Consider the following 15,630-nt stretch of genomic DNA (forward strand, 5'->3'; position numbering starts at 1 on the left):
AATGACCGGGGCCTTGATTTTCCAGCGCCTCTTACTGGGCGCGCTCGACGATTGCCTGGGCGTCCTCGATGAACATGCCCGCGGCTTCCGCAACTTCCATCTTGCCCAGCACGACATCAGTGCCGATACGCATGAAGGCGTCTCGTACCTCCCCGGCTCCCTTGGGGGCGGGCAGCGGCAGCGGGCCTACCTTGCTCTGAATCGCGGTGAAGTAGTCGACGGAGAGCTTCTCGACCTCGGTGAGCTTCGGGGCCAGCGCTGCGCGGACCTTGGGTGAACAAGGGATGCCGCGTTCCAGACCGAGGATGCCGGTGATCTCGGGATCGTTGACCCAGGCATTCATGTAGGCGATCGCGGCTTCGGTGTCCTTGGCGTCGCGGCTAAGGGACAGGAACATCGAGGGCTTTATGAACTGTCCGGGCTTGCCGCCAGCCTTGTGGGGCACCATGGCGGCGCCGATCTTGTCCTTTGCGACAGCCTGGATACCGACCATCTGGTTGGACCAGTAATGGGACATGGCAGTGTCGCCAACGGCGATGCCCGACTCGGCAATCGGCGGGTCGAGAATGACGGTCTTGTTCTTGTCGCGAACCACCCCTGCCTTGCGCAGATCGGTCCACATCTGCCACCAGCTGGCGACGTCCTCGGCTGTCGCCGTGACCTTGCCTTCCGGGCCGTAAAATTCCCGGCCATTCTGGCGAACCCAGGATTCGAAGGTCTCGATCATCAGCGACAGATCGTCCGACCCCTTCATCTTGCCGCCGGTCTTGGTGGTAATCTTTTCGCAGACCTTGCCGAAGTCGTCCCAGGTCCAGTTGATCAGGTCGGCATCGATACCCGCTTCCTTGAAGGCGCGCGTATTGTGGACCATGACCTGGCTGTTCGAACCGATGTTGAGGGCATAGAGCTTTCCGTCGACCTTGCCACCATCAAGGGGACCCTTGTCGAAGTCGGCGATCATCAGGCTCTTGCCGACGAATTCGTCGAGAGGCTTCAATGCTCCGCGATGGACGTATTCGAACAGGAACCGGTAGTCCATCTGCACGAGGTCGGCCATGTTCCGGCCTGCTGTCTGGGTCGCCATCTTGGTCCAGTAGTCGCCCCAGCCGATCGTTTCGCCGGAGACCGCAATGCCGGCGTTTTTCTTCTGGAATGTGTCGATGACGGCAAAGGTGCGCTTGTCACGCTCCGGATTGCCCCACCAATAGTGCCGGATCGAGCGATCGGCAGCAAAAACTGGCGTGGCCGGAAGCGCAGAAGCGGCTGCTGCCGCTCCTATGGTGCCCAACAATGCTCGTCTTGTGAGTTTGGTCATTTCGTCCTCCTCCTTCTAATCCGGAACGCCTTGTCGGCACCGGATCCGTTGCGGTTGTTCATAGCTTGCTGCGTGCCGGCTCCTCCTGCCGGACACGCTCCATTCTTCCTCGGCGCAGTTCGCTAGATGAAGCTGCGCAAAAGCTCGGTCAGGCAGAGCATGGCCATCGCCTGCCCATAGGGCATGGATGTCAGCTTGATCTGCCGATAGAAATCGAGATCGCTGCCCATCGCCGTGCCGAAAGATACCTGCCGGAGTTCTCCCTCGGGGCTGATGTTATCGATCACGCCCTTCATGGCCTGTTCGGCGGTCTCCAGATATTCCATGCCCAGATACCGCTTACGCACGCCCTTCATCAGGCCATAGGCGAAGCCGGCAGTCGCCGAAGCTTCCAGATAGCTCGACGTATCATCGATCAGCGTGTGCCACAGGCCCGATGGGTGCTGGTGCAGTTTCAGCGCTGCTGCCTGCCGGCCGAGCAAGGACACGAGGTGACGGCGGACCGGATCGTTTTCCGAAAGATCCAGGAGCTCGATGAATTCCGGAATGGCGATGGTGATCCAGCTATTACCGCGCGCCCAGCGGGCGCGGGCAAAATTATGATTGCCGTCAAACGTCCAGCCGTGGAACCAGAGGCCGGTCTCCGTGTCGGAGAGATATTGGGCGTGAATCAGGAACTGGTATTTTGCCTCTTCCACGAACTCCGGCCGCTTGAGCACGAGGCCGATCTTGGCAAGCGGCAGCACGCTCATCATCAGCGTGTCGTCCCACAGCTGCTGATCATTGACGCTGTTATAGACGATATGCTGCAGTCCACCTTCGCGGGTACGCGGCATCTCGTACATCACCCATTCGGCCCATGTTTCCAGGTATGGCCGCCACCGGGGATCCCCCGTGAGCTCATAGAGATGGGCAAGTGTCAGAAACGGCGCGACGGTATTGATGTTCTTCGTGGGGGTTCCTTCAGCAAGCCGAGCTTCAAACCAATCGACGATGATATCCATCACCTTTTGGTTGCCGGTCAGCTGCCAATATTTGAAAAGGCCAAAAAGCGCGACGCCATGGGTCCATTCCCAGCCCGCCCAGCCTTTGGTGTCGATAACGCGGCCGTCATCGAGACGCAGGAGAAATTCGCCGGTGCGATCCTCGATGTGGACAAGGTTGTCGATCAGCCAATCGATTAGATCGCACACATCATTGCGCTGGATCAGGTGTTGCTTCTGCCGCAGCAACGGATGCATGCCGGACGCCTCCATAAAATATTCGGAATGTTATTCCGGATTTTAGGAAATCACACTCCTTGTGGCTTTTCAACCGTGTTTTTCTGTTGCAGTCTACCTCAAAGACGGAGCCCCGGTGTGGTGGGCCCCTGTATCTTGACACAGGTTTTTCTAAATTCCAGAATGAGATTTCGAAAAAAATAGAATAAGCACAATGTCAGAGCTGCACTCGAAAACCGAAAACGTCGCCGCTGTCCTCAAGGTCTTTGCGGTGATGGAGGCCCTGGTCGAGGGGAAGAAGGTGAGCCTTGCGGATCTCGCCCAACGAGCCATGACGTCGAAAACTACGGCGCATCGCCTGCTTCAGACCATGGTGGAGCTTGGTTATGTGGAGCAGGATGCGGAGACGGAAAAATACGGTCTGACGCTGAAACTCTTCAGCCTGGGGGCGCGTTCGCTGACCGAGCAGACGGACCTGTTGCGTGTGGCGGATCAAGCGATGGGAAAGCTTTCCCGTGCAACCGGCGAATCCGTCAATCTCGGCATTCTCGACGACCGCGATCAGAAGGTCGTCTACATCCACAAATATGATTCCGCCTACAGTCTCTCGATGAAATCGACCCTCGGGCTGCGCAATCCGCTGCACAGCACGTCGCTTGGGAAGGCGCTGCTTGCATGGCGCGATGAGGATGAGATCCGTGAGCGGATCAACAGGATGGAACTGACGAAGCTCGCGCCGCGCACCATCACTGATCCGCAGGAATTGTTCGTGCAACTGCAGATGGCGCGCAACCGCGGCTTTGCCGAGGAAGTGGAGGAGAGCGAGGCGGGTGTGCGCTGCATGGCGGCGCCGATCTTCAACTACCTCGGAAAGCCGGTCGCCGCGATGTCGATTTCCTTCCCGATGTTCCGCTTCGATGAAAGCCGGAAATCCGAGTATGTCGACCTCTTGCGCACGGCAGGGCTCACCGCCTCCACCGGGCTCGGCTACCAGCCGGAAAAAAACTAGATATAGCCTTCAGTTTTCGACGTCGCTTTCATGTTGGGTCGAAGTGACGCTTTCCTCGCCGCTTATCCGATCGCATCAGGCGACGTCTGAACCGATATCCCAGTAAAGCCCCGCCATTATCGCCAATCCTTCCCTGACGATGGATATCGGCAGATGCTCATTGGCCGCATGTTGCAAGCAACCCGGATAGGAATGCGGAATCCAGATCGTCGGGAGGCCGAGCAGGTCCGAGAAAATGTTGTTGGGGAGGGAGCCGCCCAGGTTGGGAAGAACGGCGGGCGGTGCGCCGAGCGTCTTCTCAATGGATGCTGCGGCCCGCTTCACCCATGGGTGGCCCGGATCAAGGCGGCTCGCGCGAAAGATTGCATCTGTCGGGTCTTTGACCAAGACCCGGTCATGGCCGGCATCCTTCAACGTCTTGCGGACGGCCGGGACGACCGCATCCGGATCGACGCCGACCGGAAAACGCAGCTGCACCCGCGCTCTTGCCTTGGGTGGTATGGCATTGAGCGGCTGAGCGAGATTGCCGCATTCCATCTCCATCACGTCGAAAGAGCTCCAGGCAAATACCTTCTCCTCCGGCGTCAGGCCGGGTTCGCCCCACCAAGGTTCGATCGGCGGATCGCCGGCGGCGGGCGTGATGTGGCAGTCCTTCAAAGCGGCCCGGACGTTTTCGGGAATCGCCCCCGGTGTCATCTCGGGCACCTTGATGCGGCCGGCCCGATCCACGAGCGTCGCGATCGCGTGGCAAAGTTCGATACCCGGATCGGATAGAATACCGCCCCAGTTGCCCGAGTGTTGGAAGGTCTCACGCGCGTTGATTTCCAGATGAAAGGAGATGCCGCCTCGGGCGCCGAGGAAGATCGTCGGCCGGTCAAGCGCAAGGCGGGGTCCGTCGGATGCGATGAAGACATCGGCCTTCAGTTCGTCCGCATGCGCCGCGCATATTTCCTCCAGGCCGAGCGAGCCGGACTCTTCGCCCATTTCGATCAGGTATTTTAGGTTAAAACCAAGGGAGCCCCTGACTGCCAACAGCGCCTCGATTGCAGCCAGGTTTACCGTATGCTGGCCCTTGTTGTCGGCGGTGCCGCGGCCATACCAGGCGCCATTCTTCTCGGTCATCTCGAAGGGCGAAAGGCCTTCATCCCACTGGCCCTCGAGGCCGGCAACCACGTCGCCATGGCCGTATTGCAGGATCGTCGTGTAGCTCGGATTCTCGATACGCTCAGCGAGCAGGAACGGACCCGGGGCAGCTTCGTTTTCATAGATTTTGGTGGTGAAACCGAGGCGCTGGAAGAAGGGCTGCATGTCTTTTGTGATGTAGCGCCAAAGGTCTGGCCGATTGGCGGCAGCACGACTTACCGAGGGTATCGCGATACGTTCGCGAAGCGCGGCTTCAAAGGAGCCGTCATCAACAAAGCCGGCGGCCTTGTCGATCGTCGCCTGACGGGAAGGAAGTATCCTCATCATAAAATCCCTGAATTCTCAGGCCGTCCTGGCCCGCGCAGGTGATTGTGCTGCTGAAATATGTGACAGATCGAAGTCGAAGTGACAACGGAACATGCCACCGGATTTGGTGACCTCTGCAAGGAGACGATGTTCCTGCAGATATCAAATCAGCCTTGGTCTCCTCAGCTGCTGATGAACATCGGCCCACCTTTGTGGGCAGGAAAGCCGTAGCCGTTGATCATCACGAGATCGATATCGCTCGGACGGGTTGCAATGCCCTCGGCCAGCAGTGCCCTGCCCTCCGCTGCCATCGCGCTCAACAGGCGCTCAAGGATCTCTTCTTTGGTGAATGCTCGCGGCGTGATGCCTTTTTTTGCTCTTGCGGCCTCGATGATGGCGGTGACATCCGGGTCGATCGTCCGCTTGCCATCCGGGTAGGCGTACCAGCCGCGGCCGGCCTTCTGGCCCAGACGGCCCGCTTCGCAAAGCGAATCGGCAATCTCGACATAACGCGCCGAAGGATCGCGGGTCGCCGCTTGCCGCTTGCGACGCGCCCAGGCGATTTCAAGACCGGCCATGTCGTAGACGGCAAACAGGCCCATCGGAAAACCGTAGTCTTCCAGCGCGGCGTCGATCTCGTGCGGCAGGGCGCCGTCCTCCAACAGGAATTCGGCTTCGCGACGATAGGCGGAAAAGATGCGGTTGCCGATGAAACCTTCGGTGACGCCGGTGACCACCGGCAGTTTGCGCAGTTTCTTGGCAACCGCCAGCCCTGTCGCCAGCACATCCGGCGCGGTCTTGGCGCAACGCACGACTTCCAGGAGGCGCATCACGTGGGCGGGCGAGAAGAAATGCAGACCGATCACCCGTTCCGGATGGGCGGTCGCGGCGGCGATCTCGTCCGGGTTCAGGTAGCTGGTATTGGTCGCCAACACGGCATCCGGGCGGATGACCTTGTCGAGGCGCTGAAAGAGATCGGTCTTGACGGCGAGATCGTCGAATACGGCTTCGACGACGAGATCGCAGGGAGCGAGATCGACGTCTTCCGCAGTCACGGAAAGCTGCGCCTTCTGGGCTTCGAAACCGGCCTGGTCGAGGCGGCCCGAGGCGACGTTGCGTTCCAGCAGGCCGATGATGCGCTCTCGGCCCTTTTCGGCGGCTTCGACGGTCTGGTCGAGGCCGATCACCGAATAACCGGCGCCTAGGGCGGCGACGGCGATGCCGCTGCCCATCAGGCCAAGGCCGCAGATGCCGATCGTCTCGACCGGGCGGGGTTCGACACCTTCCAGTCCCTCGACCTTCGAGGATTCCCGTTCGGCGAAGAAGACATGGCGAAGAGCTGCGGCCTCGCGGCTGTCGCGGAGTGCAAGGAACGTGGCGCGTTCGTCCGCCAGGCCTTCGGCAAGGGGACGATTGCACGAAGTGACCAGCCGGACCGCTTCGGCGGGCGCCTTCTGGCCGCGTGCCTTGGCGAGGATTTTGGCCGAGGTTTTTTCGATCTCGGCCGGATCGGTGGCGGCTATGTTCAACTCGCCGGTGCGGCGGAGTGGTTTGCCGCCCAATGCCGAAGCAGCGGATATTGCGGCTTCAACGAGATCCTCCGCTGCCACCAGGTCGATGATCCCGAGCTTCAGGGCTTCCTCGGCCTTCACCGAACGTCCCGAGGTGATCAAGTCGAGCGCTGACGGAATACCGATCAGGCGCGGCAGGCGCTGCGTGCCGCCGGCGCCGGGTACGATGCCGAGTTTGACTTCGGGCAGGCCGACCTGTGCCGCCGGCGCGGCGACGCGATAGTGGCAGGCGAGTGCTACTTCGAGACCGCCGCCAAGTGCGGCGCCATTCAGTGCTGCGACGATGGGCTTCGACAGGCCTTCGATCTTCTCGATGACCGCCGGCAAAGTCGGTTCCTTGGCCGGCTTGCCGAATTCCTTGATGTCGGCGCCGCCGATAAATGTCCTTCCGGCGCCGGTGATGACGACGCCGGTCACATCGGCCGCCGTTTCCGCATGGGCGAGCGCTTTCGCAAGCCCGCTACGGACATCAACGGAGGTGGCGTTGACCGGCGGATTGTCGATCGTGACGACCAGAACTCCGTTGCGGGTCGTGGTTGAAACCGTGGCGGAAAATTCGGTCGTCTTGCTCATGATTGCCTTAGGCCGGAATGACGGCGGTCGCCTGGATTTCGATCTTGGCGCGGTCTTCCACCAGCGCCACGACCTGCATGGCGGCCATGGCGGGGAAATGCTTGCCGATGATCTCGCGATAGACCTGGCCGATGCCCTTGAGGTTGCCGAGATATTCGGCCTTGTCGGTAAAATACCAGGTCATGGTGGTGATGTGCTCGGGTCCGGCGCCGGCCTCGGCCAGGACGTCGACGACGTTCTGCAGCGTCTGCCTGACCTGACCGACGAAATCGTCGGTCTCGAACTGGCATTGGCCATTCCAGCCGATCTGCCCGCCGACAAAGATCTGGCGGCCGGCGGCGGCAACGCCGTTGGCGTAACCGATCGGTTTTGCCCAGCCTTCAGGCTGCAGAATCGTGTGCATCTTGTCTCTCCAAATGCTGTGTCAGCGCGGCGCGCATATCGTCCGGCCAGGGAAGGGCCTTGTGGGTTTCGTGCGACGTGGCGACGAGCGTCTGCTTCGCCGTCCAGAGCAGCCGGTCCCCGGCCCGCACCTCGTATTCGAAATCGGCAGAACTGTTGCCGATTCGCATAATCTTGATGGTGAAATCCATCATGTCGCCATGATAGCCGGGGCTCTTGAACGCGATGTCCAGTGTCACGGTCGGCACGCCGATCTTGCGATGGCTGATCATGTCGGGCCAGCGTAATCCGATCGCGCCGAAAAACTCTTCGCAAACCCCGACCATGATGTTCAGGTAGGAGGGGAAATAGGCGATGCCGGAGGGATCGCAATCTCCAAAATTCAGTCGGCGGGAGGTGGTGTAAGCCATGATCGCCTACGCCTTCAGAAGTTCGCGGGCGATGATGAGCTTTTGCACCTCGGTCGCACCTTCGTAGATGCGCAGCGCCCGGATCTCGCGATAGAGGCTTTCGGTGATCTCGCCGCTCTTCACACCGCGGCCGCCAAAGATCTGCACGGCGCGGTCGATGACGCTTTGTGCGTTCTCCGTCGCGACCATCTTGGCCATTGCGGCCTCCTTGGTGGTCGGCAGGCCCTGTACATCGCGGCGCCAGGCGGCGCGGTAGGTGAGAAGCGCCCCGGCATCGATCTCAGCCGCCATGTCGCCGAAAGCGGCCTGGGTGAGCTGCAGATCGGACAGATGATTGCCGAACATCGGTCGCGCCTTGGCATAGGCGACTGACTCATCCAGCGCGCGCTTGGCAAAACCGAGTGCCGCCGCTGCGACAGAAGCGCGAAAAATGTCGAGCGTGCGCATGGCGATCTTGAAGCCCTCGCCCGGCGATCCGAGCAGGCGCGAAGCCGGAATGCGGCAGTTCTCGAAACGGATCGTTGCCAGCGGATGCGGAGCGATCACGTCGATGCGCTCGGCGATCGAGAAACCGGGATCGTCGGCGAGAACCACGAGGGCGGAAATGCCGCGGGTGCCGGGAGCTTCGCCGGTACGTACGAAAACTGTGTAGACATCGGCAATGCCGCCGTTGGAGATCCAGGTCTTCTCGCCATCGAGGATATAGTGGTCGCCATCCTTTCGGGCGACGCAGGCCATGGCGGCGACATCCGAGCCGGCTTCCTTTTCGGACAGAGCGAAGGCGGAAATCCATTCGCCGGACTGGGCTTTCGGCAGAACCGTGCGGCGCAGTTCCTCGGAACCGGAAAGGCCGATTGCGCCGGTGCCGAGACCCTGCATGGCGAACGCGAAGTCCGCCAATCCGTCGTGCCAGGCGAGCGTTTCACGGGTGAGGCAGGCGGCGCGGCTGTCGATCGGCTGGCTGCCGCCGGCGCCGGTCGCGGCATCCAGAAGGCCGGCTTGTCCGAGCGCCTTGACGATCGCCCGGCAGGCTTTGTCGGTATCCGAATGGTCGATATTGCTCAGCGCGCCGGAAGCCGCGAAGGCATCCAGCTTTTCGGCGAGCGCCTTGTGGCTGTCGTCGAAGAACGGCCAGTCGAGGAAATCCCGGCCCGGACCTTTGAGTGTCGTGGGGGCGGCCATCAGTTGCCCTCGAAGACCGGCTTGCGCTTTTCGGCAAACGCCTCGAAGGCGCGGCGGAAATCCTTGGTCGCCATGCAGACCGCCTGGGCCTGGGCTTCGGATTCGATCATCTCGTCGATGCCCATCGCCCATTCCTGATTCAGCATGGTCTTGGTCATCGTGTGGGCGAACCACGGGCCGTCGGCCAGCGAATGGGCGAGCTTCACGGCTTCGGCTTCGAGAACGTCACCGGGATGGATGGTATTGAAGAAGCCCCATGCTTCGCCTTCGCGGGCGTTCATCGTGCGACCGGTGAACAGAAGTTCGGCGGCGCGGCCCTGGCCGATGATGCGCGGCAGGATCCCGCAGGCGCCCATGTCCGCACCGGCAAGGCCGACGCGGGTGAAGAGGAAGGCAGTCTTGGCCTCCGGGGTCGCCAGCCGGATGTCGGAGGCCATGGCAAGGATCGCGCCGGCGCCCATGCAGATGCCGTCGATGGCAGCGACGATCGGCTGCGGGCACTTCTTCATCGCCTTGACCAGATCGCCGGTCATGCGGGTGAAGGCTAGAAGGTCCGGCATAGCCATATGGGTCAGCGGCTCGATGATCTCGAAAACATCGCCGCCGGAGGAGAAATTGCCGCCGGCACCGGTCAGTGCGATCGAGCGGATGTCGGAGGCGTAGACGAGGTCGCGGAAGAGATCGCGAAGCTCCGCATAGCTGTCGAAAGTCAGCGGGTTCTTGCGCTCCGGCCGGTTCAGGCGAATGGTCGCGACGCGGCCGTTTTCACTGACCTCCCAGAGGAAATGCTTCGGCTGATAGTCCTTGAACGGGCGGAGATATCCCGCCATCGATGCCTGTTCGCTCATCCTGCCAATACCTCCCCACCGGCAACCGCGATTGCCTGTCCGTTGATCGATGCAGCTGCGGGCGATGCCAGCCACAGAACCGTGTCCGCGACCTCCTCCGGCTTCACCAGCCGCCCCTGCGGATTACTCTTGGTAAATTCCTTCAGCGCCTGCTCGTCCGTTCGCCCGGTCTTGGCGACGATCGTCTCGATCGAGCGGGCGATCAGCGGCGTGTCGGTGAAGCCGGGGCAGACGGCGTTGACGGTGATGCCGGTTTTAGCCAGCTCCAGCGCCAGCGAGCGGGTGAGGCCGACGACGCCGTGTTTGGCGGCCACATAAGCGGAGACATAAGCATAACCGGTAAGCCCCGCGGTCGAGGCGATATTGATGATGCGGGCGCCTGCACCGAAAGCCTTGAGATCCGGCAACACGGCCTGGGTCACCAGGAACACGCCGGTGAGATCCACCGACATGACCCGGTTCCACATCTCCAGCGACGTCTTCTCGAAGGGCGCGCTCGGGCCTTCGCCGGCATTATTGACCAGGATATCGACAGGGCCGAAAGCGGAATGCGCCGTCTTGAGGCCGTTGTCGATCGCCATTTCGTCGGTGACATCGAAACCGTCCGCGACGCAGACCTTGTCTGTCCCGAGCGTTTGCGCCAGTGCCTCCAGCGGTTCCGCTCGCCGGCCCGCCAGCGTCACCCGCGCGCCGGTTTCCACCAGCGCCGTGGCGATGGCCGCGCCGATGCCCGAGCCCGCGCCGGTGACGAGGGCGTGGCGATTGGCAAGCCTGGCGGAGGTCGCTTCGCTCATGGCACGATCCTTATTTCGCCGCTGCCGTCGGGCCGACGGCTGGAGGGGCAGCCGTAGCCGCAGTACGGGCGAGGTTGGTCTCGTATTGCGCCTTGCCGGAATAATATTGCTTCGGCCAGGGAATGTTCGTCAGACCGATCTTTGCCGCCTCGTGCAGGACCCATGCGGGATCTGCAAGATGTGGACGGGCCACGGCGCAGAGATCGGCGCGACCGGCGGCGATGATTGAGTTGGCATGGTCGGCCTCGGAAATCGCGCCGACGGCGATGGTCGGGATGCCGATCTCGTTGCGGATCTTGTCGGAGAAGGGCGTCTGGAACAGGCGGCCATAGACCGGTTTTTCTTCCTTCCACACCTGGCCGGACGAGCAGTCGATCAGGTCCGCACCGGCATCCTTGAACATTTGCGCATAGATCGCCGCATCTTCTGGCGTGTTGCCGCCTTCGAACCAATCATGGCAGGAGAGGCGTATCGAGATTGGTTTGTCGTCGGGCCAGACTTCTCGGATCGCCTTGAAGATCTCCAACGGATACCGGGCGCGGTTTTCATGGCTGCCGCCGTATTCGTCGGTGCGGATGTTGGTCAGCGGCGAGAGGAAGCTCGACAGAAGGTAGCCGTGGGCGCAGTGCAGTTCCAGCCAGTCGGCGCCGGCCTCGGCGGCATATCCTGCCGCCCGCATAAAGTCCGCCTTGACCCGATCCATATCGTGTCGGTCCATTGCTTTCGGGACCTGACTGTCCTTGAGATAGGGCAGTGCAGAGGCCGAAATCAGGGGCCAGCCGTCTTGCTCTACGGGCTGGTCGATGCCTTCCCAGGCAACTTTGGTCGACCCCTTGCGCCCTGCATGGCCGAGCTGGATGCCGACCTTGGCGGCGGAATTGTCATGCACGAAGGAAACGAAGCGTTTCCACTGCGCCGCCTGCTCGTCGTTCCAGAGGCCGAGGCAGCCGGGGGTGATGCGTGCATCCGGCGAGACGCAGGTCATCTCCCCAAACACGAGGCCGGCGCCGCCGAGCGCGCGGGAGCCGAGATGGACGAGATGGAAATCGTCCAGCAGGCCGTCCTTGGCGGAATACATGGCCATCGGCGACATGACGATGCGGTTCGGCAGATGGGTTTCGCGCAGCGAATAGGGCGTGAACATCGGCGGCAGGGTTCGGCCGTTGCCGGTGACGTCGATGCCGTTTTTCTTGGCGAACCAGCGCTCGTAACCTTCCAGCCATTTCGGATCGCGCAGGCGAAGATTCTCATGGCTGATGCGCTGGGAGCGGGTCAGCATCGAATACATGAACTGTTCCGGCTCCAGGGTATCGGCATAACGCTGGCCGACCACTTCGAACCATTCCATGGCGTTGCGGGCGGCATTCTGGATGCGGGCGACGTCGACGCGGCGGATTTCCTCATAGGTTTCGAGTACCGCCGGGATACTGTCCTTGGTGTGGCTGAGCTTGTTGAACTGGTTGGTGAGTTCGATCGCGTCGTCGATGGCGAGCTTGGTGCCGGAGCCGATGGCGAAATGCGCGGTATGGGCGGCGTCGCCCATCAGCACGACATGCGAATTGCCGTTGAAATGGCTCCACTTGCCGCAGATCAGGCGGTTGAAGTTGAGCCAGGCGGAGCCGCGCAAGTGGCGCGCATTGGTCATCAGTTCCGCGCCTTCAAGGACTTCCGAGAACAGCCCCTGGCAGAAATCGATCGACCCTTGCTGGTCCATCTGGCCGAGGCCGTGTTTTTCGTAGGCTTCCTCGGTCGTCTCGACGATGAAGGTCGAGGTCTTGTCATCGAATTTGTAGATATGCGCCTGGAACCAGCCGTGATCCGTCTTGCGGAAATCGAAGGTGAAGGCGTCGAACAGCTTGTTGGTGCCGAGCCAGATATAACGGTTCGGGCGCACCACGAGATCCGGTTCGAAGACTTCCGGATAACGGTTGCGGATCTTCGAGTTGAAGCCGTCAGAGGCAATGATCAGGTCGGCATCCGGGTAGTCGAGATCGCCGCTTGAATCGGTTTCGAAGACAAGCTCGACGCCGAGCGCCTCGCAGCGACGCTGCAGAATGTTGAGCAGTTTCTTGCGGCCGATGCCGACGAAGCCGTGGCCGGAGGTGCGCTGGCGCGTACCTTTGAACAGCAGTTCGATATCGTCCCAATGATTGAAAGCATCCTCGATTTCGGCAGCGCTTTCCGGGTCCCAGGCCTTCATCGAAACCATGGTGGCGTCGGAGAAAACCACACCCCAGCCGAATGTGTCATAGGGACGGTTGCGCTCAACCACCGAGATCGAATGCTCGGGATGAAACTTCTTCATCAGGAGCGCAAAATAAAGACCCGCTGGACCGCCGCCGATACAAACGATGCGCATATCGAAGTCCCTCCTGATCGTTCGCCGCTTAATTATTTTAAGTTTAAACTATATGGGTTAGAAGTGAGCCGTCAAGCTTATAATTCGTTGGCCGCTCTGGCTATGGTCGACTGGCCGGCGTCAACCACTCGAAAGTGGGGCTGTGCGGACGTCGAATCATATAATATGTATATGCATATATTTTCGCCTTCGCTTTGATCACCAAGCCTGCGCCGGTTTCCCATATGGAGACGCAAATCAATTCACGCAGCATTGTGAATTGACAAATCTGCTGTCAAGAAAATATGCTTTTGCAAATGTTTGAGCCGACAAGCGGACAAAGCGAAGGGGAACTGCCATGGCCGAGCGGTCATTTGCGCGCGAAGTCGAGGATCTGAAGCTTGGAGAAGGCGAGATTTTCCGCGGCGAGGGCATCCTCGCGATTACCAAGGCGCTGCTACAGTCGGGTGTCTCCTATGTCGGTGGTTATCAAGGGTCGCCGATCTCGCATCTGATGGATGTGCTCGCCGACGCCAAGGATGTCATGCAAGATCTCGGCGTGCATTTCGAAACCTCCGCTTCGGAGGCCGCTGCCGCCGCCATGCTCTCTGCCTCGGTCATGTATCCGGTGCGGGGTGCCGTGACCTGGAAATCGACGGCCGGCACCAACGTGGCGGCTGACGCTCTTTCGAACCTTTCTTCCGGCGGCGTCAACGGCGGCGCACTCATCATTCTCGGCGAAGACTTTGGCGAAGGCTCGTCGATCATGCAGGAGCGCAGCCACGCTTTCGCGATGAAGTCGCAGATGTGGCTGCTCGATCCGCGTCCGAATCTGCCGTCGATCGTCAAAGCTGTCGAAGACGGCTTCGAGCTTTCCGAAGCCTCTTCCACGCCGGTCATGCTCGAGGTGCGCATCCGTGCCTGCCATGTCCATGGCCAGTTCGTCGCCAAGGACAACAAGCGGCCGGCCTACACGCTCAAGCAGGCACTCGAAAACCCCGTGCGTGACGTGAACCGCATCGTGCTGCCGCCGGCGAACTTCATGCACGAGAAGGACAAGCTGGAACGCCGCTGGCCGGCTGCCGTCAACTTCATCAAGGAAAGGAAACTCAACGAGTTTTTCGGTCCGGAGGAAGGAGAGATCGGGATCATCATGCTGGGCGGCATGTATAATGGTGTGATGCGCGCCTTGCAGCAACTCGGCCTTGCGGATGTCTACGGCAATTCCTCCATCCCTCTTTACATCATGAACGTTGCCTATCCGATGATCGACGATGAAGTTGTCGGCTTCTGCCTCGGCAAGAAAGCGGTCATCATGGTGGAAGAAGGAGCGCCCGAATATATCGAGCAGTCGCTTCACACGCTGATGAGCCGTCGCGATATTCAGACTCGCGTGCATGGCAAGGACATCCTGCCGCTTGGCGGCGAATATACCGCGCCGGTGATGATGAAAGGACTTAAGGCCTTCATCGAGATGTATGATCGGCTGCTGCTTGGCAACCAGCCGCCCGTCCCGGACCCGACCTCGGTCCTCAATGATCCGAAGGTGAAGGCGCTTGCCGAGGTGGTGCCTGCCCGTCCGGCAGGCTTTTGTACCGGCTGCCCCGAACGTCCGATCTTCGCGGCGATGAAACTTGTCGAGAAAGAACTCGGCGAACATCATGTCTCCGCTGATATCGGCTGCCATCTCTTCTCGATCCTGCCGCCCTTCAATATCGGCGGCACGACTATGGGTTACGGGCTAGGGCCGGCGTCGGCCTCGGCCTTCAACGTCGAGGCGGGCAAACGCTCGATCGCCGTGATGGGTGACGGCGGCTTTTGGCACAACGGCCTTGCCACGTCCGTCGGCAACGCGGTCTTCAACAAGCAGGACGGCGTCATCCTCGTGGTCGACAATTATTATTCGGCGGCGACCGGCGGTCAGGACATCATGTCGTCACGGGCACTTAATCCCAATCGCCAGACGAACAATTCCATCGTCAATGCGGTGAAGGGCATCGGTGCCACCTGGGTGCGGCAGATCGACCGCACCTATGACGTCGCGAAGATGCGCGATACGCTGAAGGAGGCGCTGACGAGCAAGGAGAAAGGGCCGAAGATCATTGTCGCCTCCTCCGAATGCATGCTGAACAAACAGCGCCGGGTGAAGCCGCAATTCGCCAAGGCGGTGAAGGACGGGAAGCGGATGGTGAAGGAGCGCTTCGGCGTGGACGAGGACGTCTGCACCGGCGATCACGCCTGCATCCGGCTTTCCGGCTGCCCGTCACTTTCGGTCAAACATACGGATGATCCGCTGAAGGACGATCCGGTTGCTGCCATCGACAATTCCTGCGTCGGTTGCGGCAATTGCGGCGAAGTTTCCGAGGCGGCTGTCCTCTGTCCGTCCTTCTACCGTGCCGATGTCATTCTCAACCCGACAGGCTGGGACAGGTTCGTCTCCCGCATGCGCAGCAAGGTGATCGGCTGGCTTCAGGCCCGCCGCGCTGCCGGTCGCATTGTGTTTGCAGATTGAGGATCAG

Annotated in this window: 12 protein-coding genes; 2 read left to right on the forward strand and 10 right to left on the reverse strand. The window is 60.8% G+C overall.

Going from position 1 to position 15,630, the window contains the following annotated elements:
* Positions 1 to 31 precede the first annotated feature (31 nt).
* Both C5L13_RS16750 and bglB read right to left on the reverse strand, forming a co-directional pair.
* Positions 32 to 1,315: an ABC transporter substrate-binding protein gene (locus tag C5L13_RS16750; RefSeq protein WP_105384434.1), complete on the reverse strand. Its 1,284-nt coding sequence runs from the start codon at positions 1,313 to 1,315 to the stop codon at positions 32 to 34.
* 122 nt (positions 1,316 to 1,437) lie between these two features.
* Entirely contained in the window at positions 1,438 to 2,556 is a 1,119-nt protein-coding gene (bglB, locus tag C5L13_RS16755; protein ID WP_105384563.1) for a beta-galactosidase BglB, read from the reverse strand.
* 193 nt (positions 2,557 to 2,749) lie between these two features.
* On the opposite strand from bglB, the gene kdgR reads away from it, so the two are divergent.
* Positions 2,750 to 3,544: a DNA-binding transcriptional regulator KdgR gene (gene kdgR / locus C5L13_RS16760; protein ID WP_105384435.1), complete on the forward strand. Its 795-nt coding sequence runs from the start codon at positions 2,750 to 2,752 to the stop codon at positions 3,542 to 3,544.
* Positions 3,545 to 3,619: 75 nt separating this feature from the next.
* Here kdgR and C5L13_RS16765 read toward each other — a convergent pair whose 3' ends face one another.
* From C5L13_RS16765 to C5L13_RS16800, 8 genes are all read right to left on the reverse strand, one after another.
* Positions 3,620 to 5,014, reverse strand: coding sequence for a M20 family metallopeptidase (locus tag C5L13_RS16765; RefSeq protein ID WP_205836848.1), 1,395 nt, complete (start codon positions 5,012 to 5,014; stop codon positions 3,620 to 3,622).
* Between the two features lie 161 nt (positions 5,015 to 5,175).
* Positions 5,176 to 7,137: a 3-hydroxyacyl-CoA dehydrogenase NAD-binding domain-containing protein gene (locus C5L13_RS16770; protein WP_105384436.1), complete on the reverse strand. Its 1,962-nt coding sequence runs from the start codon at positions 7,135 to 7,137 to the stop codon at positions 5,176 to 5,178.
* A gap of 7 nt (positions 7,138 to 7,144) precedes the next feature.
* Positions 7,145 to 7,540, reverse strand: coding sequence for a RidA family protein (locus tag C5L13_RS16775; RefSeq protein ID WP_105384437.1), 396 nt, complete (start codon positions 7,538 to 7,540; stop codon positions 7,145 to 7,147).
* The gene (locus tag C5L13_RS16780) at positions 7,518 to 7,949 is read right to left on the reverse strand and encodes an acyl-CoA thioesterase (protein ID WP_105384438.1); all 432 of its coding nucleotides are present in this window, start codon (positions 7,947 to 7,949) and stop codon (positions 7,518 to 7,520) included. Before C5L13_RS16780 ends, C5L13_RS16775 begins: the two co-directional genes overlap by 23 nt.
* A 6-nt stretch (positions 7,950 to 7,955) precedes the next feature.
* Entirely contained in the window at positions 7,956 to 9,131 is a 1,176-nt protein-coding gene (locus tag C5L13_RS16785) for an acyl-CoA dehydrogenase family protein (protein WP_105384439.1), read from the reverse strand.
* On the reverse strand, positions 9,131 to 9,979 hold the full coding sequence (locus C5L13_RS16790; RefSeq protein ID WP_105384440.1) for an enoyl-CoA hydratase family protein: 849 nt from the start codon (positions 9,977 to 9,979) through the stop codon (positions 9,131 to 9,133). The genes C5L13_RS16785 and C5L13_RS16790 overlap by 1 nt, the downstream gene beginning before the upstream one ends.
* Positions 9,976 to 10,773: an SDR family NAD(P)-dependent oxidoreductase gene (locus tag C5L13_RS16795; RefSeq protein ID WP_105384441.1), complete on the reverse strand. Its 798-nt coding sequence runs from the start codon at positions 10,771 to 10,773 to the stop codon at positions 9,976 to 9,978. The genes C5L13_RS16790 and C5L13_RS16795 overlap by 4 nt, the downstream gene beginning before the upstream one ends.
* A 10-nt stretch (positions 10,774 to 10,783) precedes the next feature.
* Positions 10,784 to 13,132, reverse strand: coding sequence for a bifunctional salicylyl-CoA 5-hydroxylase/oxidoreductase (locus C5L13_RS16800; protein ID WP_105384442.1), 2,349 nt, complete (start codon positions 13,130 to 13,132; stop codon positions 10,784 to 10,786).
* A gap of 337 nt (positions 13,133 to 13,469) precedes the next feature.
* Here C5L13_RS16800 and C5L13_RS16805 point away from each other — a divergent pair, with 337 nt between their 5' ends.
* Complete coding sequence (locus C5L13_RS16805; protein WP_105384443.1) at positions 13,470 to 15,623, forward strand: indolepyruvate ferredoxin oxidoreductase subunit alpha; 2,154 nt, start codon at positions 13,470 to 13,472, stop codon at positions 15,621 to 15,623.
* The last annotated feature ends 7 nt before the right edge of the window (positions 15,624 to 15,630 follow it).

Origin of the sequence: Neorhizobium alkalisoli (assembly GCF_002968635.1) — a bacterium.
Lineage (GTDB): Bacteria > Pseudomonadota > Alphaproteobacteria > Rhizobiales > Rhizobiaceae > Neorhizobium > Neorhizobium alkalisoli.

Bases quoted from the DNA above. Each gene is read 5' to 3' on its own strand.
- C5L13_RS16765 (WP_205836848.1), bottom strand. From the start codon at position 5,014: ATGATGAGGATACTTCCTTCCCGTCAGGCGACGATCGACAAGGCCGCC.
- C5L13_RS16770 (WP_105384436.1), bottom strand. From the start codon at position 7,137: ATGAGCAAGACGACCGAATTTTCCGCCACGGTTTCAACCACGACCCGC.
- C5L13_RS16790 (WP_105384440.1), bottom strand. From the start codon at position 9,979: ATGAGCGAACAGGCATCGATGGCGGGATATCTCCGCCCGTTCAAGGAC.
- C5L13_RS16750 (WP_105384434.1), bottom strand. From the start codon at position 1,315: ATGACCAAACTCACAAGACGAGCATTGTTGGGCACCATAGGAGCGGCA.
- C5L13_RS16785 (WP_105384439.1), bottom strand. From the start codon at position 9,131: ATGGCCGCCCCCACGACACTCAAAGGTCCGGGCCGGGATTTCCTCGAC.
- C5L13_RS16775 (WP_105384437.1), bottom strand. From the start codon at position 7,540: ATGCACACGATTCTGCAGCCTGAAGGCTGGGCAAAACCGATCGGTTAC.
- C5L13_RS16795 (WP_105384441.1), bottom strand. From the start codon at position 10,773: ATGAGCGAAGCGACCTCCGCCAGGCTTGCCAATCGCCACGCCCTCGTC.
- bglB (WP_105384563.1), bottom strand. From the start codon at position 2,556: ATGCATCCGTTGCTGCGGCAGAAGCAACACCTGATCCAGCGCAATGAT.
- kdgR (WP_105384435.1), top strand. From the start codon at position 2,750: ATGTCAGAGCTGCACTCGAAAACCGAAAACGTCGCCGCTGTCCTCAAG.
- C5L13_RS16805 (WP_105384443.1), top strand. From the start codon at position 13,470: ATGGCCGAGCGGTCATTTGCGCGCGAAGTCGAGGATCTGAAGCTTGGA.
- C5L13_RS16780 (WP_105384438.1), bottom strand. From the start codon at position 7,949: ATGGCTTACACCACCTCCCGCCGACTGAATTTTGGAGATTGCGATCCC.
- C5L13_RS16800 (WP_105384442.1), bottom strand. From the start codon at position 13,132: ATGCGCATCGTTTGTATCGGCGGCGGTCCAGCGGGTCTTTATTTTGCG.